The organism is Albidovulum sediminis (genome assembly GCF_025380365.1).
In the GTDB taxonomy this organism is placed as follows: domain Bacteria; phylum Pseudomonadota; class Alphaproteobacteria; order Rhodobacterales; family Rhodobacteraceae; genus Albidovulum; species Albidovulum sediminis.
The window spans coordinates 1,905,094-1,926,193 of the sequence record NZ_JAOCQF010000001.1 but is presented as its reverse complement, the minus strand read 5'-3'; the positions used below and the strand labels follow the sequence as shown (position 1 = coordinate 1,926,193).

At 65.6% G+C, this 21,100-nt stretch carries 17 protein-coding genes; 9 read left to right on the top strand and 8 right to left on the bottom strand.

Features of this window, described 5'->3' with window-relative positions; translation table 11 throughout:
* Positions 1-15 precede the first annotated feature (15 nt).
* Positions 16-1,146, top strand: coding sequence for an aminotransferase class V-fold PLP-dependent enzyme (locus N5I32_RS09485; RefSeq protein WP_261495971.1), 1,131 nt, complete (start codon positions 16-18; stop codon positions 1,144-1,146).
* Positions 1,147-1,150: 4 nt separating this feature from the next.
* On the opposite strand, the gene N5I32_RS09480 is transcribed toward N5I32_RS09485, so the two are convergent.
* The 3 genes from N5I32_RS09480 to N5I32_RS09470 all read right to left on the bottom strand — a co-directional run bounded on the left by N5I32_RS09480 (position 1,151) and on the right by N5I32_RS09470 (position 3,401).
* The gene (locus tag N5I32_RS09480) at positions 1,151-2,350 is read right to left on the bottom strand and encodes a UbiH/UbiF family hydroxylase (protein ID WP_261495212.1); all 1,200 of its coding nucleotides are present in this window, start codon (positions 2,348-2,350) and stop codon (positions 1,151-1,153) included.
* 84 nt (positions 2,351-2,434) lie between these two features.
* The gene (locus N5I32_RS09475; RefSeq protein WP_261495210.1) at positions 2,435-2,683 is read right to left on the bottom strand and encodes a hypothetical protein; all 249 of its coding nucleotides are present in this window, start codon (positions 2,681-2,683) and stop codon (positions 2,435-2,437) included.
* A gap of 73 nt (positions 2,684-2,756) precedes the next feature.
* Positions 2,757-3,401 (bottom strand): pyrimidine 5'-nucleotidase, encoded by a 645-nt coding sequence (locus N5I32_RS09470; RefSeq protein ID WP_261495209.1) that lies wholly within the window; start codon positions 3,399-3,401, stop codon positions 2,757-2,759.
* Between the two features lie 183 nt (positions 3,402-3,584).
* On the opposite strand from N5I32_RS09470, the gene N5I32_RS09465 reads away from it, so the two are divergent.
* Positions 3,585-4,226, top strand: coding sequence for a GntR family transcriptional regulator (locus N5I32_RS09465; protein ID WP_261495208.1), 642 nt, complete (start codon positions 3,585-3,587; stop codon positions 4,224-4,226).
* A gap of 20 nt (positions 4,227-4,246) precedes the next feature.
* Here N5I32_RS09465 and N5I32_RS09460 read toward each other — a convergent pair whose 3' ends face one another.
* From N5I32_RS09460 to N5I32_RS09445, 4 genes are all read right to left on the bottom strand, one after another.
* On the bottom strand, positions 4,247-4,942 hold the full coding sequence (locus N5I32_RS09460; RefSeq protein ID WP_261495207.1) for a CpXC domain-containing protein: 696 nt from the start codon (positions 4,940-4,942) through the stop codon (positions 4,247-4,249).
* A gap of 20 nt (positions 4,943-4,962) precedes the next feature.
* Complete coding sequence (locus N5I32_RS09455) at positions 4,963-7,863, bottom strand: hypothetical protein (protein ID WP_261495206.1); 2,901 nt, start codon at positions 7,861-7,863, stop codon at positions 4,963-4,965.
* A gap of 23 nt (positions 7,864-7,886) precedes the next feature.
* The gene (locus tag N5I32_RS09450; RefSeq protein ID WP_261495205.1) at positions 7,887-9,158 is read right to left on the bottom strand and encodes a hypothetical protein; all 1,272 of its coding nucleotides are present in this window, start codon (positions 9,156-9,158) and stop codon (positions 7,887-7,889) included.
* A 154-nt stretch (positions 9,159-9,312) separates the two neighbouring features.
* On the bottom strand, positions 9,313-10,221 hold the full coding sequence (locus N5I32_RS09445) for a LysR substrate-binding domain-containing protein (RefSeq protein ID WP_261495204.1): 909 nt from the start codon (positions 10,219-10,221) through the stop codon (positions 9,313-9,315).
* 149 nt (positions 10,222-10,370) lie between these two features.
* Here N5I32_RS09445 and N5I32_RS09440 point away from each other — a divergent pair, with 149 nt between their 5' ends.
* The 7 genes from N5I32_RS09440 (at position 10,371) to N5I32_RS09410 (ending at position 20,242) form a co-directional block, all read left to right on the top strand.
* On the top strand, positions 10,371-11,558 hold the full coding sequence (locus N5I32_RS09440) for a 2-aminoethylphosphonate--pyruvate transaminase (RefSeq protein ID WP_261495203.1): 1,188 nt from the start codon (positions 10,371-10,373) through the stop codon (positions 11,556-11,558).
* Between the two features lie 33 nt (positions 11,559-11,591).
* The gene (gene phnA, locus N5I32_RS09435) at positions 11,592-12,842 is read left to right on the top strand and encodes a phosphonoacetate hydrolase (RefSeq protein WP_261495202.1); all 1,251 of its coding nucleotides are present in this window, start codon (positions 11,592-11,594) and stop codon (positions 12,840-12,842) included.
* A gap of 17 nt (positions 12,843-12,859) precedes the next feature.
* Positions 12,860-14,308 carry a phosphonoacetaldehyde dehydrogenase gene (phnY, locus tag N5I32_RS09430; protein ID WP_261495201.1) on the top strand — a complete coding sequence of 483 codons (1,449 nt, stop codon included), beginning with the start codon at positions 12,860-12,862 and terminating at the stop codon, positions 14,306-14,308.
* 62 nt (positions 14,309-14,370) lie between these two features.
* The gene (pbfA, locus tag N5I32_RS09425) at positions 14,371-15,720 is read left to right on the top strand and encodes a (R)-1-hydroxy-2-aminoethylphosphonate ammonia-lyase (RefSeq protein WP_261495194.1); all 1,350 of its coding nucleotides are present in this window, start codon (positions 14,371-14,373) and stop codon (positions 15,718-15,720) included.
* Between the two features lie 290 nt (positions 15,721-16,010).
* The gene (locus N5I32_RS09420) at positions 16,011-17,033 is read left to right on the top strand and encodes a putative 2-aminoethylphosphonate ABC transporter substrate-binding protein (protein ID WP_261495193.1); all 1,023 of its coding nucleotides are present in this window, start codon (positions 16,011-16,013) and stop codon (positions 17,031-17,033) included.
* A 76-nt stretch (positions 17,034-17,109) separates the two neighbouring features.
* Positions 17,110-18,240: a putative 2-aminoethylphosphonate ABC transporter ATP-binding protein gene (locus N5I32_RS09415; protein ID WP_261495192.1), complete on the top strand. Its 1,131-nt coding sequence runs from the start codon at positions 17,110-17,112 to the stop codon at positions 18,238-18,240.
* A complete protein-coding gene (locus N5I32_RS09410) occupies positions 18,233-20,242 on the top strand; it encodes a putative 2-aminoethylphosphonate ABC transporter permease subunit (protein ID WP_261495191.1) in 2,010 nt (669 codons plus the stop codon). Before N5I32_RS09415 ends, N5I32_RS09410 begins: the two co-directional genes overlap by 8 nt.
* 314 nt (positions 20,243-20,556) lie before the next feature.
* Here the strand turns inward: N5I32_RS09410 and N5I32_RS09405 are convergent, their stop codons facing one another.
* The gene (locus tag N5I32_RS09405; RefSeq protein ID WP_261495190.1) at positions 20,557-21,078 is read right to left on the bottom strand and encodes a hypothetical protein; all 522 of its coding nucleotides are present in this window, start codon (positions 21,076-21,078) and stop codon (positions 20,557-20,559) included.
* Between the last annotated feature and the right edge of the window lie 22 nt (positions 21,079-21,100).

Sequence of the window (21,100 nt, the reverse complement as noted above, 5' to 3'; positions counted from 1 at the left end):
AGGATGGAGGATCTCATGCCGGCGCTGCTGCCCCATATCGACCCCGACGGCCTCGAAGAGTTTTCGGTCGTCTTCACCGACCGCTCGCTCAACCACATGAGCCGGCAGTTCCAGGGCGTGATGCGTGACATTTCCGGCATGCTGCGCGAAGTCTACAACGCCGATGCGGTGGCGCTGGTACCGGGCGGCGGCACCTATGCGATGGAGGCGGTCGCGCGGCAGTTCGCGCATGGCAAACGCGCGCTGATCGTGCGCAACGGCTGGTTCTCCTACCGCTGGACCCAGATATTCGAGGCGGGTGGCTTTGCTGCCGAAACCCACGTCGCCATGGCGCGCCGCGCGGGCAACGAGCCGCAGGCCCCCTTCGCCCCCGCGCCGATCGAGGATGTCGTCGCGAAGATCGCGGAGGTGCGGCCCGACGTCGTCTTCGCGCCGCATGTGGAGACGGCAAGCGGCATGATCCTGCCCGACGCCTATCTCCGCGCGCTGGCGGCGGCCGCGCACGAGGTGGGCGCGCTTTTCGTCCTCGACTGCATTGCCTCGGGCTGCGTCTGGGTGGACATGAAGGCGGTGGGCGTCGATGTCCTGATCTCGGCCCCGCAGAAGGGCTGGTCCGCCTCGCCCTCGGCCGGTCTGGTGATGATGAGCGACGAGGCCGGGAAGCGGATGGAGACGACCGCCTCCGACAGCTTCGCGCTCGACCTCAAGAAGTGGCGCGCGATCATGGCGGCCTATGAGGGCGGGGGGCATGCCTATCACGCGACCATGCCCACGGACGCGCTGAAGGCCTTCCGCGACACGATGCAGGAAACGAAGGGTTACGGGTTCGAGCGGCTGCGCGCCGCGCAATGGGCGCTGGGCGATGCGGTCCGGGCCGAGCTTGCGTCGCGCGGCATCCGCTCCGTCGCGGCCGATGGCTTCGGCGCGCCGGGTGTCGTGGTCAGCTTCACCGACGATCCCGAGATCCAGAACGGCAAGAAGTTTGCCGCGCAGGGTGCGCAGATCGCGGCGGGCGTGCCGTTGCAGGTGGGCGAGGGCGAGGGTTACCGCAGCTTCCGCATCGGTCTTTTCGGCCTCGACAAGCTTTATGACGTCGAGGGCACCGTTGCCCGCGTGCGTCGCGCGCTTGACGCGGCGCTCGCCTGACGCCTCAGCGCATCCCGAGCCCGGCCCGCATCAGCGTCCGGCGCACCGGCGACAGGGAGTAAAGCGCGTTGAGCGTTCCCGCGCGCAGGTCGCGCAGGGCGCGCGGCGACAGCATCGAGGCGCGATTCAGCAGGTCGATGCCAGTCACGCGCGCCTTCACCTCGGGCCAGCGGCGGCGGTGGTAGGCCATCAGCATCGCCCGCTCCCCCAGCCGGTCGGGGGCGGCCTTAGCAAGCTCCAGAAGGCAGGCCAGGTCTGCCAGCGACATGTTCAGCCCCTGCGCGCCGATAGGCGGCACCACATGGGCGGCCTCGGCGATAAGGGCGGTGCGCTCGGCCTCGAACCGGTCGGCGATCTGGGCGATCATCGGCCAGACCGAACGGCGGGTGACCAGTGTCAGCGGCCCGAAAAGCCCGGCGGAGCGGGTGAACATCGCGGCCTCGAACTCGGGGACGGGCAGGGCGGCCAGCCGCTCCGCCTCGGGGCCACGCTCCATCCACACCACGGCAGAGCAGGGGCGCCCGTCGCGGTCAGGCAGCGGCACCAGCGTGAACGGCCCGCCCGAGCGGTGAATCTCGGTCGAGACGTTCTGATGCGGGATCGGGTGGGTGACGGCGAAGGCCAGCGCCTTCTGCCCGTAGCGGATGGTCTTCACCCCGATCCCCACCGCCTCGCGCACCGGGCTGGTGCGGCCGTCGGCGGCGATCAGCAGCCGCGCGGCGATCCGTGAGCCGTCCGACAGCGTCACGCGCGCCTCGCCCTCCCGCGTCAGGACGTCACGGGTGCCAATGCCGGTGCGCAGATCGACGTTCGGCAGTTCGGCGATGCGGGCAACCATCTCCCGCCGCAGGAGCCAGTTCGGAAAGTTCCAGCCGAAGGGCGCATCGCCGATCTCGCCGGCGTCGAAATCCTTGACGATGCGGGGTTCGGGCGTCTCGCCGCCCGCATCAACGATCCGCATGATCTGCAGCGCGGCCGCGTGCGGCGCGAGGCGGTCCCACAGCCCTGCGTCGGACAGGACGGTGCGCGCCGGCTGGAGGAACGCGGTCGTGCGCATGTCCGCCCCGGCTGCCTCGGCCTCGGTCACGGGCGGGGCCGGGTCGACGCAGATGACCCTGAAGCCCGCGGCGCCGAAGGCTGCCGCCGCCGTCAGGCCGGCGACGCCGCCGCCGGATATCAGGATGTCGGTCGTCTCCGGCTGCATGGCATGGCTCCTTCGCGCGGACCATAGACAAATCCGCCGCCGGTGGCCAAGCGGCATTCCGTCCCTGCGCGCGGCTTCGGGATGCTATTTCCCGATCGTGATCAGGATAAGCGTCGCGAAGATCACCGGCACCGCGGCAAGTGCCGTCATGGCAAGGGCGACAAGGCCCCAGGTCTTCACGGCAAGGACAAGCGCGGTGAGCAGGATCACCAGGGCATACCAGATCGTGTCTGAATCCCCGTGCGCGATGTCATAGGCGATCCAGCCCACGACGGGTATGTGATGGAACCAGGACCGCGCGGGGCGCGGCCGGGAAATCGGCATGTCGGTCATCTGAGACTCCTGTTCGCGGGGATCAGATAGGACCGCGCCGGCAGGTGCAGGAGAAGGCGTTTCGTCGCAGGGATCAGGTGAGCCGGCGCAGGAACGCCGTCAGGTCTCGGGTATGGTGATGGATGTGCGGCGCGGGGTCGGGCTCCGCGGCGACGTGCACGGTACGCATGCCCATGGCGTGCGGCTCGGCCAGGTTGCGTGCGTCATCCTCGAACATCGCCGCGCGGGCGGGGTCGGTTCCATCCCGGCCAAGGACGGTTTCGAAGGCGGCACGTTCGGGCTTGGGGCGGAACTCGGCATGTTCGACGCCATAGACCGCGTCGAAAAGCCCGTCGAGGCCGCGCGCGGCGATGACGCGGTGCGCGTAGGGCGCGCAGGCGTTGGTGTAGACGATGCGCCGTCCGGGAAGGGCGCCGATGGCCGCGCGCAGGGCGTCGTCAGGCCGCAGCGCGTCGAGCGAGATTTCATGCACTTCGGTCAGGTAGGGGCCGGGATCGACGCCATGTTCGGTCATCAGCCCCGCGAGCGTCGTGCCGTAGCGCGCCCAGTAGTGCCGGCGCAGGTGGTCCGCCTCAGCCTTTGCGATTCCCAGCGCCTGCATGACGAAGCGCGTCATCCGCACCTCGATCTGGTCGAAAAGCCGCGCTTCTGGCGGGTAAAGCGTATTGTCGAGGTCGAAGACCCAGCAGTTGACATGGGAAAAATCGGCAGCCGGCATATCGGTCCCCGAGACGAGCGGAGGGGCTTTTTCTCACGATGTGCCGATGCGGGCAAGTGGGGGCAGGGGTTTTCCGATCCGCCGTGGACGGCAAAGCCCCTTGCCTCGATACCCCCAGGCGGCCTAGGTTTGCGCCCCGTCCACACGCGTGGCCACGGGCGGACAGGGGGGGCGGGACGGCAGATGCAGAAAGACGCCTATACACTCATCCTCGAAGCGATCGAGGGGGGAACCTATCGTCCGGGCGACCGATTGGTGGAATCGGAACTGGCCGACAGGCTTGGTGTCTCGCGCACGCCCGTTCGCGAGGCTCTGCAGCGGCTGGAAACGCAATCGATGCTGACGCGCGACGGGCGATCGCTGATCGTGGCCTCGCTCGATCACAATCAGCTGGCCGAGCTTTACGTCGTGCGGGCCGAACTTGAGGGCCTCGCCGCGCGACTGGCCGCGAAGCACGCGACCGAAGAGGAAATCCGCGTTCTCAAGGGCATGATCGAGGAAGATCGCGCCCACCTCGGCGATCCGGAGGCCCTGTCGCGTGCCAACCGGCGGTTTCACAAGCAGATCCATCTTGCGTCCCACAATCGCTTTCTGGTTCAGCAACTGGGCCTCGTCCATCGCTCGATGGCGCTTCTGGCCACGACCTCGCTTGCGGCAGAAGGGCGCGGGGAAGCGGCGCTGGCCGAGCACGAGGCGATCGTCACGGCGATTGCTGCCGGGGACGAGACCGCCGCGCAGGCCGCGCTACGCGCGCATATCTCACGGGCGTTCGAGACCCGGCTGAAGCTCGACGCAGCCTCCGCGAAGCGCGCCGGCGAGAGCTGACCGGGACCGGCGCGGCGGTGTCAGGCCCCGGCGGGTTCCGGCACGATGAAGTTGCGCTGGATGTCGACGAAGATATCGCCCGACAGGCCCGCGCGCGTCTCGGCCCAGTCCTCGCCGTCGCGCACCGCGTCGTGCAGCGCGCGCTGGGCGGCAAAGCTTTGCCGGATGTCGTTGCTGGCCACATCGATCCAGCCGAAGGTCAGCCTCTCATCGTCCGCCTGAATCAGGCGCAGTTCGACGCCTTCCTCGAGGATGTTGCCTGCCCGCGACTGCAGGATCACGAGCTTGACCGCCTCGACCGCGACATCATCAAGCCCCGCGTCCGCGATCACGATCTTTTCGCGCACCGCGGGCCAGCCGAAGGTGATGCGCGCCTTCAGGCCGCGGCCGATCTCGCGCGCGGCCTGTCCGGCGCGATCACCGTAGGCGAGCGCGAAATCGTCGGAGGCCTTGAGGATTTCCTGATCCCAGTTCGCCAGCGCCGGAATCGGGCGGGCGGATACCCAAAGCCCCGCCTTGCCGTCGAGATAGTTGAAATCCGGGTCGGGCCGATACTCCGCCGCGCAGTTTGTGCAGGTGCAGACCTGGAAACCGCCCTCGAGGATCGCGGCCTTGAGGTCGGGCCTGCGGTCCGCGTTGACGCTCTGGAAGATATCGATCTGGTTCTCCGTCCCGCAGTTCGGGCAGGCCACGGGCAGTTTCGTGAACATCGACATGGCGTGGTCCTTTCACTGGGTCAGAGCGCCGAGAGCCACTTGGCCGCCGGATGCTTGGGGTTGAGCTTGCCGGTATGGTAGGCCGCATAAAGCTCCGAGAACCATTCGCCGGGCGCCCGGAACTGGTAGCCGGTGATGCCCTTCCGGCGTGCGGCGGCGTCGTAGGACACCCAGGTATCGTCGTAGGCCTCGTGATAGACCCTGCCGCCGATGTTGAAATCGGTCGGTGCGCGCTTGTTCGACCAGGGATCGGCGCCGGTGACCATGGCATTGTACCATCTGATCACCTTCTGCTTGCGTCCTTCCCAGGTCGTGGCGCCGTCGGGCTTGTCCTTCAGATCGTCCGGCAGGTCGGGGTCCTCGGGCTTGCCGCCAGAAATCAGACGCTCGACGTAGAAGGCGTCGAATTCGTATTCGGCGGCCACCGCAAGCGCGATCTTGCGGTAGTCGGCGCCATGTTCGGTCCAGCCGCCGAAGTCCTTGTTGCCGGCCTTGCCCTTCATGAAGCTCTTGGCGTCATCCACCGCATGCCCGATCTCGTGCAGGGTGGTCCAGGTTCCGTGCGTGGGTTTCGCTTTCTGGCTGTCGGGGACGCAGACGCAATCGGGGTCGATGTTCTCGAGTTGATCCGGACTGCTGAGATCGTTTGCGCCCACGTTCAGAACCGGGGCCACCCCCATGACCACCTTGCCGCCGCCTGAATTGAAGGACGAAGTCGTTTCGCCCGGCCCCTCTACCTCATCGAACTGCAGCAGGCTTTCGTTCAGCTTGGTGTGCGCGTCCGGCACCTTGGTCATCATCTTGTAGTAGGCCAGCAGGTTGGGCGCCGGCCCGGTCAGCGTCGTCTTGGCAACGCCTTGGTCGTGCTTGTCCTTGGTGCGGAAGATCTTCACGTCCATGTCGAAGCGGGCGCCGAGCATGGCGACCATGACTTCCTGCGTGACGTCGTTCGGGCCAAGCTTCTCGATCAGGTTGTCGAGCATCCGCTGCCCGTTCGGCAGCGCGATCATGTCGAGTACTTCCTGCTTGGTGGGCGGCGTGCCGGACTTTGCCTTGGCGGCCAACTTGATCGCCCCTACCTCGCCCATGACCACCTCAAGCGCGCCCTTGGCCTTGACGGGGTCGAGCTGCTTGGAGAATTCGTCCGCCCGCCTGAACGCATCGCCGATCCGCGACTGCGTGGCGGGCTTGTCGGGGAAGGTCAGCTTCAGGGCGTCGTCGGACGCGGTTTTCACCTCGGCCCGGCGGATGAGGAAAACCTCCTGCCCGTCGGCCAGCCGGCGCGCGCGGTCGAGGGCGTTCTGGGCCTTGTCCAGATGCCCCGTCGCCGCGTCAAGCCCCTTGGAGGCGGCGTCGAGGCCGGTCTTCGCGGCTTCCGATGCCTCTTTCAGGCTCTCGGCGGCGTATTTCGCCTGGCCGTGGGTGTCGCGCAGATCGGCAACGCGCTGGGTGATCTGTTCCGCCCTGGTCATCAAGGCGTCGACGTAGTCCGCGAACTGGCGCGTGATGCCGGCAAGTTTCGCAAGACCTTCGAGGCGCTCGCGTGCCGTCTTGTCGTCGAAGTTCTCGACCGCCTTGTCTGCGGCGGCATACCCGCTGCGCAGCTCCTTGATCGGTTCCGTGATCTGGGCCGCCCGCGGATGGTTTTCCAGGCTCTTGAGGAGGGCGTCCGCACGCAGCATCATCCGCTCGGGCGCTTCGGACTTGGCATCGGCCTCGAAGCTCTGGAATGTCGCGGCGCCTGCCGCCTTCTCGCCGGCGGCCTTGCACATGTCCGGAATCATGCCCAGCCGGTTCACCGCGTTGGCATAGTTGCCCGCGCCGGCAAGGGTCTCGGCCAGCGAGAAGACGGATTTGGCTTCCGCGATCTGGCCCGCGGCGAAGGCGCTTTGCGGATGCTTCGCCAGCGCGTCTATCGCCTCGCTCGCGGTCTTGGCCGCCGCCTCGAAGTCGAGATAGCCCTGCGCGGCGGGCAGTGCTGCGACCGCCCGCTTCTTCAGGTCCTGCATGGTGTGCCAGGGGGTAAGGAAGTCGCGCGCGGCAGCCTGGTTCGCCGCCTCCCCCCGAAGCCTCACGATCTCGGCGCATTCTTCCTCGACGCCGGGATTGCGCTTGGCGAGAAGCTTGTTGATCTCGGTCTCTGCGGCGATGCGGACCTGTTCGTACTCGTTGCGGTTCTTGACCAGGCGCTTGGCGGCATCGACCTTGCCGTAGGCGTCCCGGATCAGCGTGCGCGCGACCGATATCGCGTGTTCGTCGAATTTCGTTTCGGCTGCCTTGACGAGGCCCTCGATCACCTGCTTGTCGCCGGCAACGAAGGGGTCGTTGATCTCCGGATACCGGTCGCGGACAATCTTCGGCCATCCCTTGAACTTGTCGTATTCGACCTTGTAGTCGTCGGAGACCTTCTTCACCCGGATCTCTTCGGACAGGATGAAGGCATGGGCCGAACGCACCGCGTCGAAATCGGGCGGCGTCCGGGCGCCCGCGGTCCTGAGTTCGCCCAGCCGGTCTTCGGCCTTCTTGCGGTGATGCACGGTGCCGAACATGCCCTGCATCCGGGTGACCGACTGCGCCGCCTCGGTTTCAAGCCGGTTCACATACTGCTGCCCGACCCGGTCGAGCGCACTCGAAAGCCGCACCACCTCGCGCGTCGCGGCATCGGCGTTCAGGGTCTTCTTGTCGCCTTCGACCAGCTGGTTCGCCTTTTTGAAGTCCGAAACGATGGTTTCGGTGCCGATGTAGGACGGGAAGCCCCCCAGCTTGAGCACGAAATTCGACCGGGCATTCAGCCAGGTCTGATATTCGTCGGCCATCCTGTCCTTCTGGTCGTCGCTGGTGCCCTTGCCGAACAGGCCCCCGGACTTGAAGTACTTCTTGACGAATTTCTGCGCTTTTGGATCGAGTGACGAAAAAGGCATCTGTATCTCCGGAACAGGTCAGGTCAGCCCAGGACCTTGGCGATGGCATCAAGCGCCTTGCGCGCGGTCGAGGCGACCGCGACGGGTGCAAAGCCGTTGTCGTTGTCGACATCCATGAAGAAGTCTTCCTTGAGGGCGTCCGAATAGTCCTTGATCGCCAGCCGCGCCTCGGCCTTGAGCGCGGTTCGCTGCGCGCCCTCGGGGCTGTTGGTGATCCGGTCCAGCACGTCCTCAAGCCGGGAATCGAAGACCTGAAGGCGCTTGTGCAACTCCGTCGCCTCGGCCGCGACGGGGGCGAGTTCCGGGTCGCCGGCGCAGGCATTCACGATCGCCGTTTCGAGTTTCGCCATCTCGGCCATCATGCCCGACTTGGTGCCGGCCCAGAGCACGCGCGATTTCTGGAACGGCACGACATCCTTCGGGATCTCTGCCGCGGTGCCGGTTGCGCCCTTGCTGATCACCGTTTCAAGCGCCGGCTTGAGGCGCGCCGCGATCTGGAGCGCGGCGGCTGCATCGCCGGCTTCCGCCTTTTCGACCGCCATCGCCCAGGCGGCGTTCAACTGGCTCCGGTTTTCGGGGTTCAAGCCCATCGCGGTCTCGAACAGCCTGGCCATGGCCGGCTGCAAGGCGGCCCAGCGCCTGGCGTCCGGGCTTTCCGACGTCTCGCCTTGCGGTTGCGGGCCGCCGGACGGGGCGGGCGCTGCCGTGAGCAGGGGCTTCAGCTTGGCCGCGATGGCCAGCGCCTCGGTGAAGTTGTCGGCGTCCGCCGCGTTTTCGGCGCGCGTCCAGGCGGCCTGGATCTGTTCGGCCTTTTCGTGACCGGCATCGAGCAGGCGCCCGACCAGAACTGCCATCGCCGGCGCGACCTTCGCCCAGGATTCGGCCTCGGGGCTGGAGGGCTTGGGCGCCTCCGCCTGCGCTTCGCCGGCCTCCTCCTCGGGTTCGCCGTCATCGTCCGCAAGCGCCCCGGTCGGGTCGAGCGCGACGACCTTCAGTTTCAGATCGGCGCTTGCCAGGAACCGCTTCAGATGCTTCGACATGCCGGGAAGAACGTCCCCCTCGCAGGTCAGCATCATCTTCTTGCCCTTCACCTCGACGGTGCCGAAGGTGACCTTCGGGGTGTCGCCTTCCTTTTTCGCCTGGCGCGCCAGGATCGACGGTTCCTTCAGGCGGTGCAGGACCATCACCGCACCCTCGGGCTGCTTGCCAAGACAGACGCCGAAGGACAGGGGCCGTTTCCGTGCGACCGCAATCAGGGACCTGAGTTCTTCCAGGCTCTCCGGACTCATCGGCATGGCTAATCTCTCCCGTTTTCAATGCCTTTTGGCTTGGCTGTCCTGCGCCATGTCCCCAGGCGAACGATTCGCGCGGTTCCGCCCGAGGCCAACCTCCAAAGCCTATCCCGAAACGCCCGGAGGCTGTCGAGGAAATGCGGTGCCCCAAAGGCAACTATCGCATGGGTTGTGCCGCCGGCGCCTCACCCGGGCTGGCCCCGGTCAATGCGCGGGCAATCTCGAAGAAGGCGGCCACCCGCGTGCTGCCACGCCGCTCGCGCAGGCAGATCAGCGCCTCGTCCATCCGCATCATCGCGACCCCGGCGATCGGGATCGGCACAAGGCGCCTGTCCTCGCCAAATTCCGCCGCCGAGACAAAGCCGACGCCCGCGCCCGAGGCGACGATTTCGCGCACCGCCTCGCGCCCTTCCGCCTCGATCGCAGCGGTGAGGGTGATCCCGAGGTCACGCGCCGCCGCTTCCAGCTTCTGGCGCGTGCGCGATCCGCTTTCACGCAGGACAAGCGGGTGCCGCGAAAGCGCCTCCATCGTCACCGACGGCTGCACGGCCAGGGGATGGCCCTTCGCCACGAAGGCGATGATGGGGGTGGAATTCAGGCGGATGGCTTCGAAATCGCGGCTTTGCGGGATCTCTCCCAGAACGCCGATGTCGGCCTCGTAGCTGTAGAGGCTTTCGATAACGGTGTCGGTGTTGCCGGTGCGCATGGAGATGCTGACGCCCGGGTAGCTTGCCCGGAACTTCGTCAGGATCTGCGTCAGGTGATGGGCGCTGTCCGCAACGATCCGCAGCGTTCCCGCCCGGAGTGCCCGCGATTCGAGCAGCAACTCCAGCGCCTGCTGCTCATTGTCGAATAGACGGCGTGTGATCTCCAGAAGCCGATCGCCCGCGGGCGTCAGCACGACCTGCTTCTTGTGACGGTTGAACAGCAGGACGTCATATTCCTCCTCCAGCTTGCGAACCTGGTCGGAAATGGCCGGCTGGGTCAGGTGAAGCTCATCCGCGGCGCGGGAAAACCCGCCGCTGATGGCGACATAGTGAAAGGCGCGCAGCTGGACATAGCGCATCCGGTCTTCCCCAAGGTGACGCGGCGACCGCGGTTTGCGGCATTATCGGTAAGCAAAACTTATATGACAATACAAATTAACGATTTTACATATATCAAGCCGCGTGGGAGATACGGGATCAGGCCACAACCTGAACCCAGGACCCCCCGATGCCCGCTTCCGCCGCACCCTTTCCCGCTCCTCGTCTCGGCGAACCCTACCTGCTGACGCCCGGGCCGCTGACCACCGCCTTTTCGACCAAGGAGGCGATGCTGAAGGACTGGGGATCGTGGGACGCCGATTTCCGGGCAATGACGAAGTCGATCTGCGATCAACTGGTCGCCCTTGCCGGCGATACAAGGGGGGAGTTCGTCTGCGTTCCGATGCAGGGGTCCGGTTCGTTCTCGGTCGAGGCGATGCTGGGCACCTTCGTGGCGCGGGACGGCAAGGTGCTGGTGCTGGCCAACGGCGCCTATGGCCTGCGCGCGGCCGAAACCATGCGTTATCTCGGGCGTGCCCATACCCTGATCGACAAGGGCGACTACATGCCCCCCCGGGGCGACGAGGTGGGTGCCGCGCTCGACGCCGACCCGGGCATCACCCATGTGATCGCGATCCACTGCGAAACCTCTTCGGGCATCCTGAACCCGGTCGCCGAGATTTCCGAGGCGGTCTATGCGCGGGGGCGCAAGCTCCTGATCGATTCCATGTCCGCCTTCGGCGCGATCGACCTCGACGTGAACCGGATCCGCTATGAGGCGATGGTGTCCTCGGCCAACAAGTGCATCGAGGGCGTGCCCGGCTTCGGCTTCGTCGTCGCGCGCCGGTCGGAACTTGAGGCGGCGAAGGGCAACAGCCACTCGCTCGCGCTCGACCTGCACGCGCAGTGGGCCTACATGGAAAAGACCGGCCAGTGGCGCTACACGCCGCCCACCCATGTCGTCGCGGCGTTCCTCGAGGCGCTGCGCCTGCACGCGGAGGAAGGCGGTGTCGCGGCCCGGGGCGCCCGCTACGTCCGTAACCGCGACGTGATGGTGGAGGGGATGCGCGCCATCGGCTTCGAGACGCTTTTGAAGGACCGCTGGCTGTCGCCGATCATCGTGACCTTCTTCTGCCCCGCCGATCCGAACTTCGTCTTTGCGCGATTCTACGAGCTGATGAAGGCGAAAGGGTTCATCATCTATCCGGGCAAGCTGACGGTGGTGGACAGTTTCCGCATCGGCTGCATCGGCCGGATGGACGAACATGTGATGCGCAAGGTGGTGCAGGCCGCGAAAGAGGCCCTGGCCGAAATGGGCGTCGCCTCTGCCGCCCCGCCCGAGGCAGCCATCGCCGAACGCGCCAAGCTTGCCGCCTGAGGCGGCCCCGAAATTCCGACGGAAGGACTGAAGATGAACATGATCAACCGCGCCCCCGTGACGGCGAACGACCGCGTCTATCCCTGGCCGAAAGTGCCCGCCGTTGCGATCTGCCTTGACGGGTGCGAGCCCGCCTATCTGGACGTTGCCATCGCCGAAGGGCTGATGCCGACGCTGAAACGGATGCGCGAGACCGGGACCGACCGGCTGGCCCATTCGGTCATCCCGTCCTTCACCAACCCCAACAACCTCTCGATCGCCACCGGGCGCCCGCCCGCCGTGCACGGCATCTGCGGCAACTACCTTTATGAGCCGGAGACGGGGCAGGAGGTGATGATGAACGACGTCCGCTTCCTGCGCGCGCCGACGGTCTTTGCCCGGTTCTACGAGGCGGGCGCGCGGGTCGCGGTCGTCACGGCAAAGGACAAGCTCAGGGCGCTGCTGGGCGCCGGGCTGAAGTTCGACGAAGACCGCGCCATCGCTTTTTCCTCCGAACGGTCCGACACGACGACAAAGGCCGAACACGGGATCGACAATGCCTCCGCCTGGCTGGGCAGGCCGGTGCCCGAGGTCTATTCGGCCGACCTTTCGGAGTTCGTCTTCGCCGCCGGCGTGAAGCTCTTGCGCGAATGGAAGCCGGACGTGATGTATCTGTCGACGACCGACTACATCCAGCACAAGTTCGCCCCCGAGGAGCAGGGCGCGAAGGATTTCTATGCGATGTTCGACCGCTATCTGGCCGAACTCGACGCGCTGGGCGCGGCCATCGTGGTCACCGCCGACCACGGCATGAAGCCCAAGCACAATGCCCACGGCAGCCCGGCGGTGATCTACGTTCAGGACCTGCTGGACGATTGGCTGGGCAAGGCCGCCGCCCGCGTGATCCTGCCGATCACCGATCCTTACGTCGTCCACCACGGCGCGCTGGGGTCGTTCGCGACGGCCTACCTTCCCGCCGGCGCGGATCGGGCCGGCATCATGGCCCGCCTGCGCGACGTGGACGGCATTACGCTGGTCGTCACGCGCGAGGAGGCGGTGACGCGGTTCGAACTGCCGGCCGACCGGATCGGTGACATCGTGATGATCTCGAGCGAGAACATGACCATCGGCACCTCGGCCCACCGCCACGACCTTGCCGCGCTGAAGGAGCCCCTGCGCAGCCATGGCGGCCTGACGGAGCAGGAGGTACCCTTCATCGTCAACCGCAGGATCGACCTGCCCGGCGCGCCGGTCCTGAGGAACTTCGACGCCTTCCTCTACGCCTGCACCGCAGCAGCACTCTGACGATGAGGGACGCAGACATGACGACGCGCGACATCCGCCACGAAGGCATGCGCATCGGCGGCGAGAAGGTCTTTACCGATCGGGTGATCGAGGTCCGCTATCCCTACACCGGCGAGGTGGTGGGCACGGTGCCGGCTGGAACCGCCGAACATGCCGCCCGCGCCTTCGAGATTGCCGCGAATTATCGGTCCCGGCTCAGCCGCTACGAGCGCAGCCAGATCCTGAAACGCGCGGGCGAACTGATCGGAGAGCGGCGCGACTATCTGGCGAAATGGCTGGTGCTGGAGCTTGGCATCTGCTGGCAGCACGCGGTTTACGAGACGAAGCGCGCGCAAGACGTCTACACCTTCGCCGCCGCGCAGGCGTTGCAGGACGACGGGCAGATCTTCTCCTGCGACCTGACCCACAACGGCAAGGATCGCAAGATCTACACCAAGCGTGAGCCGGTGCGGGCAATCTCGGCGATCACGCCCTTCAATCATCCGCTGAACATGGTCAGCCACAAGGTGGCGCCGTCCATCGCCACCAACAACTGCATGGTGGTGAAGCCGACCGAACTGACGCCGCTGACGGCACTGACGCTCGCCGATATCCTTTACGAGGCGGGACTGCCGCCCGAGATGTTGCAGGTGGTCACCGGCCTGCCTGCCGACATCGGCGACGAGATGATCACCAACCCCAACATCGACATCATCACCTTCACCGGCGGGGTGCCGGTCGGCAAGATGATCGCCGCCAAGGCCGTCTACAAGCGCCAGGCGCTGGAACTGGGCGGGAATGATCCGCTGATCGTGCTGAACGACCTCGACGAGGCCGACCTGGAGAAGGCTGCCACCATCGCGGTTGCGGGCGCGACCGGAAACTCCGGTCAGCGCTGCACCGCGATCAAGCGCATCCTCGTGCAGGAAAGCGTGGCCGACCGCTTCGTCCCCATGGTGCTGGCGAAGGCGAAGGCGCTGAAGTTCGGCGATCCGATGGACCCCGCGACCGAGCTTGGCTGCGTGATCAGCGCACGGGCGGCGGAACTCTTCGAGAAACGCGTCTACATGGCCGAGGCTCAGGGCGCGAAGGTGCTCTATGATCCCGGCCGCCGGGGCGCGCTGCTGCCCCCCATCGTGGTGGACCATGTGCCTCACGACAGCGAACTGGTGATGGAGGAGACCTTCGGGCCGATCGTCCCCATCGTCCGCGTGCCCGATGACGACGCCGCGGTGATGCGAATCTCGAACGGCACGCCCTTCGGCCTGTCCTCGGGCGTCTGCACCAACGATTTCCGCCGCATGCAGGCCTATATTGAGGGGCTGGACGTCGGCACGGTGAACATCTGGGAACAGCCGGGCTACCGGATCGAGACATCGCCCTTCGGCGGCATCAAGGATTCAGGCAACGGCGTGAAGGAAGGCGTGACCGAGGCGATGAAGTTCTTCACCAATGTGAAAACCTATTCGCTTCCTTGGCCGCGGTAGCGCGGGCGGCGGGCGTCGGAGCCTCCGGCGGGGATATTTGAAAAAAGAAGAAGGGGGCGGGCGTGATCACCCATACCGAAGGCGAGTCCAACACCTCTCAGGCGCGGGCGGCCTGGGCGGCGCGCCATCCCGATGCCGCAACCCGCGATCTTCTCGCGCGCGATGCTGGCGCCTTCCTGCACCAGTCGCTGTCCTCGCCCTGCGTCTCGACCATCGCGAAGGCCGAGGGGATCTGGATCGAGGATACCGCCGGGCGGCGCTACATGGATTTTCACGGCAACTCGGTCCATCATATCGGTTACGGCCATCCGCGCGTGGTGGCCGCGATCAAGGCACAGCTTGACAGCCTGAGCTTCTCGCCCCGCCGCTTCACCAACGAGGTGTCGGTAGAACTGGCCGAGGCGCTGGGCGCGCTCGCACCGGGCGATCTTGGCAAGGTGCTGTTCACCACGGGCGGGTCGGACGCGAACGAGGTGGCGCTGAGGATCGCGCGCGCGGCTACGGGGCGGTTCAAGACGCTGAGCTTCTGGGATGCGTTCCACGGCGCGGGCTTCGGTGCGTCGAGCGTGGGGGGCGAGGCCACGTTCCGCAGTCACATCGCGGGGCCGCTCCTGCCCGGGGCCGAACATGTGGCGCCCTTCAACTGCTATCGCTGTGCCTATGGCCACCCCGGCCCGGAGGCCTGCGGCCTTGCCTGCGCGCGGATGGTGGAGTTCGTGCTGGAGCGCGAGGGCGACGTGGCCGCGGTAATCGCGGAGCCGATGCGCGCGGTGCCTGTCGTGCCGCCGCCGGGGTTCTGGGCGGCGGTGCGCGCTGCCTGCAACCGGCATGGCGCGCTGCTCATCATGGACGAGATCCCGACCGGGCTTGGCAAGACCGGCCGCATGTTCGCCTTCGAGCATGACGAGGTGGTCCCCGACATCGTCACGCTGGGCAAGGCGCTGGGTGGCGGCATCCTGCCCATCGCCGCGGTGGTGGCGCGCCGCGATCTCGATGTCTGCGGCGATTTCGCCATCGGTCACTACACCCACGAGAAGAACCCGGTGACCGCGCGCGCGGCGCTGGAAACGCTGGCGGTGATCCGGGACGAGGGGCTGGTGGAGCGCGCTGCGCAGCTTGGCCGCCATGCGCAGGAGCGGCTGAGCGAGACGGTCGGCGGCAGCGCCAGCGTCGGCGACATCCGGGGCCGGGGCCTGATGTTCGGGGTCGAGATCGTGGCCGACCGCTCGACGCGGGCGCCGGACAGGGCGGCGGCGGAGCGGATCTACTACCGCTGTCTCGAGGCGGGGCTGAGTTTCAAGATCAGCGCGGGGTCGGTGCTGACGTTGTCGCCGCCGCTGACCATCGCGCAGGACGACCTCGACCGTGCCCTTTCGATCGTCGCCCGGGCGATTGCCGATGAACGCGGCTGACGGATCGTTCCCGACGAACGTCCTTTCGCCTGGCTGGCACGTCGCCTGCACCCGGACGAGGCCGGACGGCGGAGAACATCCCATCTATGATTTCGATGTATATATAAGATAAATAGATTTTACTTATTGTTGTTCGATCCGCAGAATTCAGTCCGGGACCTGCCGAACGCCTTCCGGTTTCACCGGGGTGTCATATTGGCAGGATACCGACGTTAACGAAGCCTGACACGCCGCTGGCGCCAACGGGCTCTCATGCAGTGAAGACTGACTGGCCAACACTGGGGAAAAACATGACGACATCGAAGCTACTCACACTCGGCGCACTGGCACTGGCACTCGGCACCACGGCGGTTCGGGCGCAGACCGAACTGACGGTCTATACGGCGATCGAGGCGGAGGATCTTGAGCGTTACGCCGCCACGTTCAACGAGGATCATCCCGACATCAAGGTGAACTGGGTGCGAGATTCCACCGGCGTCATCACCGCCAAGCTTCTGGCAGAAAAGAACAATCCTCAGGCCGACGTGATCTGGGGCCTGGCCGCGACCTCGCTTCTGGTGCTCAAGACCGAGGGCATGCTGGAGCCTTATGCGCCGGCAGGGCTCGATGCGCTCGACCCGAAGTTCCGCGACAGCGACACGCCCCCCTCCTGGGTCGGCATGGACGCCTGGGTGGCCGCCATCTGCTACAACACGGTCGAGGGCGAGAAGCTGGGCCTGACCCCGCCAACAAGCTGGGCGGACCTGACGAAGCCTGAATATGCGGGCCATGTGGTGATGCCGAACCCGGCCTCTTCGGGCACCGGGTTCCTCGATGTCTCAAGCTGGCTGCAGATGATGGGCGAAGAGGGCGGCTGGGCCTACATGGACGCGCTGCACAACAACATCGCGGCCTATACCCACTCCGGCTCGAAGCCCTGCAAGATGGCGGCGGCGGGTGAAACCGTGATGGGCGTCTCCTTCGCCTTCCGCGGCGCCAAGGAAAAGGCCGCCGGCGCGCCGGTCGAGATCATCATCCCCGAGGAAGGCATCGGCTGGGACATGGAGGCGACCGCCATCGTCGCGGGAACCGACAGCCCCGAGGCGGCGCAGGCGCTGGTCGACTGGTCGATCACGCAGAAGGCGATGGAGATGTACAACGTCGGCTATGCCGTCGTGGGCATCCCCGGCATCGCCAAGCCGGTGGAGCATTTCCCGGCCAACATTCCGGAGAAGATGATCGACAACGACTTCGAATGGGCCGCCAACAACCGCGAGGCGATCCTGGCGGAATGGTCCAAGCGCTACGACGCCAAGTCGGAACCGAAGGGCTGAGCCCTCGAACCCCGCTTGCCGGGGTGCCGCGATCGCGGCGCCCCTTTTCCTGCGCTGACCCCACCGGATGACACGCATGACCGAACTCACAGCGGAGGGGCCGGCACCTGCCGCGGCCGATCCGTCCTACCTCAAGATCGAAGGGCTCTGGAAAGCCTTTGGCGACTTCGTTGCCCTTCGCGATGTCTCCCTCGACATTGCACGTGGCGAATTCATCTGCTTTCTCGGGCCGTCGGGCTGCGGCAAGACCACGCTTCTGCGCGCCATCGCCGGGCTCGACCCGCAATCGCGCGGCACCATCCGTCAGGGCGGGCGCGACGTGTCGGGCCTGCCCGCCTCGCAGCGCGACTACGGCATTGTCTTCCAGTCCTACGCGCTGTTCCCTAACCTGACGGTGGAGCGGAACATCGCCTTCGGACTTGAGAACACCCGGCGGCCCAAGGCCGAGATCGCCGCGCGGGTGGCAGAGTTGCTGGCGCTGGTCGGGCTGCCGGATCAGGCGAAGAAGTACCCCGCCCAGCTTTCGGGCGGGCAGCAGCAGCGGATCGCGCTGGCCCGTGCGATCGCGATCAACCCCGGGCTTCTGCTTCTCGACGAACCGCTTTCGGCGCTCGATGCCAAGGTGCGCGTCCACCTTCGCCACGAGATCAAGGAACTTCAGCGCAAGTTGGGCGTGACCACCATCATGGTGACCCATGACCAGGAAGAGGCGCTGTCGATGGCCGACCGGATCGTGGTCATGAACCATGGCGTGATCGAGCAGATCGGCACGCCGACCGAGATCTACCGCCACCCCGCCACACTTTTCGTCGCCGACTTCATCGGCGAGACGAACCGCGTCGCCACGACCTATTCCGCCGGCGCCGTCACGCTGGGCGAAGCCGTGCTTCAGACCCGGGCCGCGGGCTTTGCCGATGGCGCCCCCGTCACCCTTGCGGTGCGCCCCGAGGACGTGCTGCCGCACGCCGTCGGACACGAGGCGGAGCCCCGGCCCAACCACCTCAACGTCCGCATCGGGGCGATGGAGTTCCTTGGCTCTTACTGGCGCACCCATCTGACCAGCCCCGCGCTGGGCGGCACGCCGCTCGTCGCCAACTTCTCGATGAACGCGGTGCGGCGGCTTGGCCTGGGAACCGGGGCGGAGATGACCGTGGAACTGCCCGCCGAGCGGGTTCTGGTCTTTCCGCGGGGGGACGAGCATGGCTGAGGCGGCCGGACTTCCCGCCGGCCGTGCAGTCCGGCTCAGGATCGACAGCGACGGCTGGATCAAGCGCGCCTTCATGGCGGTTATCGCGCTTTACCTCATCGCGGCCCTTGCCCTGCCGCTGTACGCGATGCTGTCGAAAAGCTTCGTCACCTACGGCTTCGACCTCTCGCGCTACGAATTCCAGGTCAGCGACGACAGCGGCACCGTCTGGGGCGATCCGGTCAGCGCGGCCACCCTGAACGAACAGTTGGGCCGGTTCGGCCCTGACGACCTGCGCTCAAGCTCCGACGGGCGCCTCGCCGTCACGGAACTCTTCCCCGACTTCAGCTTCCGCAGTCCGGTCAAGTACCGCATCCGCGGCACCACCGACAACGCGCCCTATCTCGTCGGGCTGGACCTGCAGAACTCGACCGAGTGGCGGGAGCTGGACAGCAACACCTTCCGCCGCGTGAACCTGCGCCCTGTCACCACCACGGGGCTTCAGAACTACGTCGAATACTTCTCCAACCCCGCGCTCTTCTCCTCGATCGAGAACTCTCTTTTCATCGCGACGATCTCGACGGTGCTGACGGTCCTGTTCGCCTTCGGCTTCGCCTATGCGCTGAACCGCTCCTGCATGCCCTACAAGGGCACCTTCCGGCTGATCGCGATGATGCCGATCCTCGTTCCCTCGCTCCTGCCCGGGATCGCCTTGATCTACATGTTCGGCAACCAGGGCTTCCTGAAGGGCCTGCTTTTCGGCCAGACGATCTACGGCCCGCTCGGCATCGTCATCGGGTCGGTCTTCTTTACCTTCCCGCACGCGCTGATCATCATCTCGACCGCGCTTTCGATCTCCGACCAGCGGCAGTACGAGGCGGCCGAATCCCTGCGCGCCTCGAAGTGGCGGACCTTCTGGACGGTGACGATCCCCGGCGCGCGCTATGGCCTGATCTCGGCCGCCTTCGTGACCTTCACTCTTGTCATCACCGACTTCGGCCTGCCCAAGGTGATCGGCGGGCAATACAACGTGCTTGCCATCGACATCTACAAGCAGGTGATCGGCCAGCAGAATTTCGAGATGGGGGCCGTCGTCTCCGTCGTCCTGCTGATCCCCGCCGTCATCGCCTTCATCGTCGACCGACAGGTGCAGAAGAAACAGGTCTCGCTCCTCTCCGCCCGCTCCGTTCCCTATCAGCCGAGGCCCGACCGCCGCTTCGACCTTGCCATGCTGGCGTGGTGCGCGGTCATGGGCGTCTTCATCGCCGGGATCATCGGCGTTTGCCAGTTCGCGGCGCTGATCAACTACTGGCCCTACGACCTGACCTTCTCGCTCAGGAACTACGAGTTCAACCGGATGGACGGAGGCGGCTGGGGGGCCTACTGGAATTCGCTGGAACTGGCCGCGCTGACCGCCGTGATCGGCACCGCGATCATCTTCACCGGCGCCTACATGGTCGAGAAGATCGACGGCTTCCGGACGGGCCGCGCCGCGTTCCAGTTCCTTGCCATGCTGCCGATGGCGATTCCGGGGATGGTGCTGGGCCTGGCCTACATCTTCTTCTTCAACGACCCCGCCAATCCGCTGAACCCGATCTACGGCACGATGACGATCCTTGTCGTGTCGACCGTCACGCACTTCTACACCGTGGGCCACCTGACCGCGCTGACCGCGCTGAAGCAGATCGACGCCGAGTTCGAGCCGGTCGCCTCCTCGCTGCGCCAGCCGTTCTGGAGGCTTTTTGCCCGCGTCACCGTGCCGGTCTGCCTGCCCGCGATCCTCGATATCTCGATCTACATGTTCGTCAACGCGATGACGACGGTCTCGGCGGTGGTGTTCCTCTATTCCACCCACACCGCGCTCGCCTCCGTCGCCGTCCTCAACATGGACGACGCGGGCGACATCGCCCCTGCCGCCGCCATGGGCATGATGATCTTCTACACCAACGCGACCGCAAGGGTGCTGCACGCGCTCGCGTCACGGCGGATCCTGAGCCGCACCCAGGCCTGGCGGGTGAGGTAGGCGCTTCAGAGGACCGTTGGCCGAAGGTCCAGTGGACCTTCGGCAGGTCCGATTGCCCGGAGGCGCAAGCCGAAGGGCAAGGGGCTATCCGCTATCGCCATTCGCCCGTAATCGGGACGCGTCTGCCTGGGCGGGCGCGGTAACGCGCCTGCCGGGGGCAGGCAGGCGCGGCCCGATTTGTCGCGGGACAAATCGGGCGGCAAGGACTTTGCGGAGAAGGACAGAAAGCGATCGACTATGCATTCGCGTGGCCGGCAATTTCATGCATTTACCGGCCTATTGTAGAGCGCTTGCTTGCATTGGTGTCAGCGGTCCTAATAACCTTTTAGTTTTTCAAGCAGCTCGTCACGGGAAATTCCAGAGCTTTGCAATATTTCAGCCTCAGAAATGATCTTCCGAAGGTCGATATTGCGGTACTTCGAATAGTGAATATCTAATGTGGATACTTTGTCTTTCTGGATGCTCCCGGAGAAATCTATCGCGCAGATGCTTGGCACCCGGTCTGGGGAGTCGCTATCTGCGACAGCAATGAACGCGTGACTAAAAGGTACCGAGCTCACTTTGGTTTCGCCAGATTTCACCAAATCCGGCTCTTGCTCATAGCTAATAACTACCGGATTAATTGTTTCTTCATGGCTGAGCCAGGGCTGCTCATCCATATTACTATCCGAAAACGCTTTAAGTGAATTACGCCATGGCGTGCTTTGGTCGATAGGAAAAAACATCATGCATTCTATTGAGCTCAAAAGCAGATCCGAGGCTCCGTTGTTCGAAACGAGAATTCTAATGAATTTCTCGTTAAGGTCAATGACTTGGACTTCATAGCTGGGTGTCATGATTTTATTCGCGATACCAACT

Excerpts from the sequence above, each read along its gene's own strand:
- N5I32_RS09485 (WP_261495971.1), top strand. The coding sequence starts at position 16 with ATGCCGGCGCTGCTGCCCCATATCGACCCCGACGGCCTCGAAGAGTTT.
- N5I32_RS09480 (WP_261495212.1), bottom strand. The coding sequence starts at position 2,350 with ATGCAGCCGGAGACGACCGACATCCTGATATCCGGCGGCGGCGTCGCC.
- N5I32_RS09475 (WP_261495210.1), bottom strand. The coding sequence starts at position 2,683 with ATGACCGACATGCCGATTTCCCGGCCGCGCCCCGCGCGGTCCTGGTTC.
- N5I32_RS09470 (WP_261495209.1), bottom strand. The coding sequence starts at position 3,401 with ATGCCGGCTGCCGATTTTTCCCATGTCAACTGCTGGGTCTTCGACCTC.
- N5I32_RS09465 (WP_261495208.1), top strand. The coding sequence starts at position 3,585 with ATGCAGAAAGACGCCTATACACTCATCCTCGAAGCGATCGAGGGGGGA.
- N5I32_RS09460 (WP_261495207.1), bottom strand. The coding sequence starts at position 4,942 with ATGTCGATGTTCACGAAACTGCCCGTGGCCTGCCCGAACTGCGGGACG.
- N5I32_RS09455 (WP_261495206.1), bottom strand. The coding sequence starts at position 7,863 with ATGCCTTTTTCGTCACTCGATCCAAAAGCGCAGAAATTCGTCAAGAAG.
- N5I32_RS09450 (WP_261495205.1), bottom strand. The coding sequence starts at position 9,158 with ATGCCGATGAGTCCGGAGAGCCTGGAAGAACTCAGGTCCCTGATTGCG.
- N5I32_RS09445 (WP_261495204.1), bottom strand. The coding sequence starts at position 10,221 with ATGCGCTATGTCCAGCTGCGCGCCTTTCACTATGTCGCCATCAGCGGC.
- N5I32_RS09440 (WP_261495203.1), top strand. The coding sequence starts at position 10,371 with ATGCCCGCTTCCGCCGCACCCTTTCCCGCTCCTCGTCTCGGCGAACCC.
- phnA (WP_261495202.1), top strand. The coding sequence starts at position 11,592 with ATGAACATGATCAACCGCGCCCCCGTGACGGCGAACGACCGCGTCTAT.
- phnY (WP_261495201.1), top strand. The coding sequence starts at position 12,860 with ATGACGACGCGCGACATCCGCCACGAAGGCATGCGCATCGGCGGCGAG.
- N5I32_RS09420 (WP_261495193.1), top strand. The coding sequence starts at position 16,011 with ATGACGACATCGAAGCTACTCACACTCGGCGCACTGGCACTGGCACTC.
- N5I32_RS09415 (WP_261495192.1), top strand. The coding sequence starts at position 17,110 with ATGACCGAACTCACAGCGGAGGGGCCGGCACCTGCCGCGGCCGATCCG.
- N5I32_RS09410 (WP_261495191.1), top strand. The coding sequence starts at position 18,233 with ATGGCTGAGGCGGCCGGACTTCCCGCCGGCCGTGCAGTCCGGCTCAGG.
- N5I32_RS09405 (WP_261495190.1), bottom strand. The coding sequence starts at position 21,078 with ATGACACCCAGCTATGAAGTCCAAGTCATTGACCTTAACGAGAAATTC.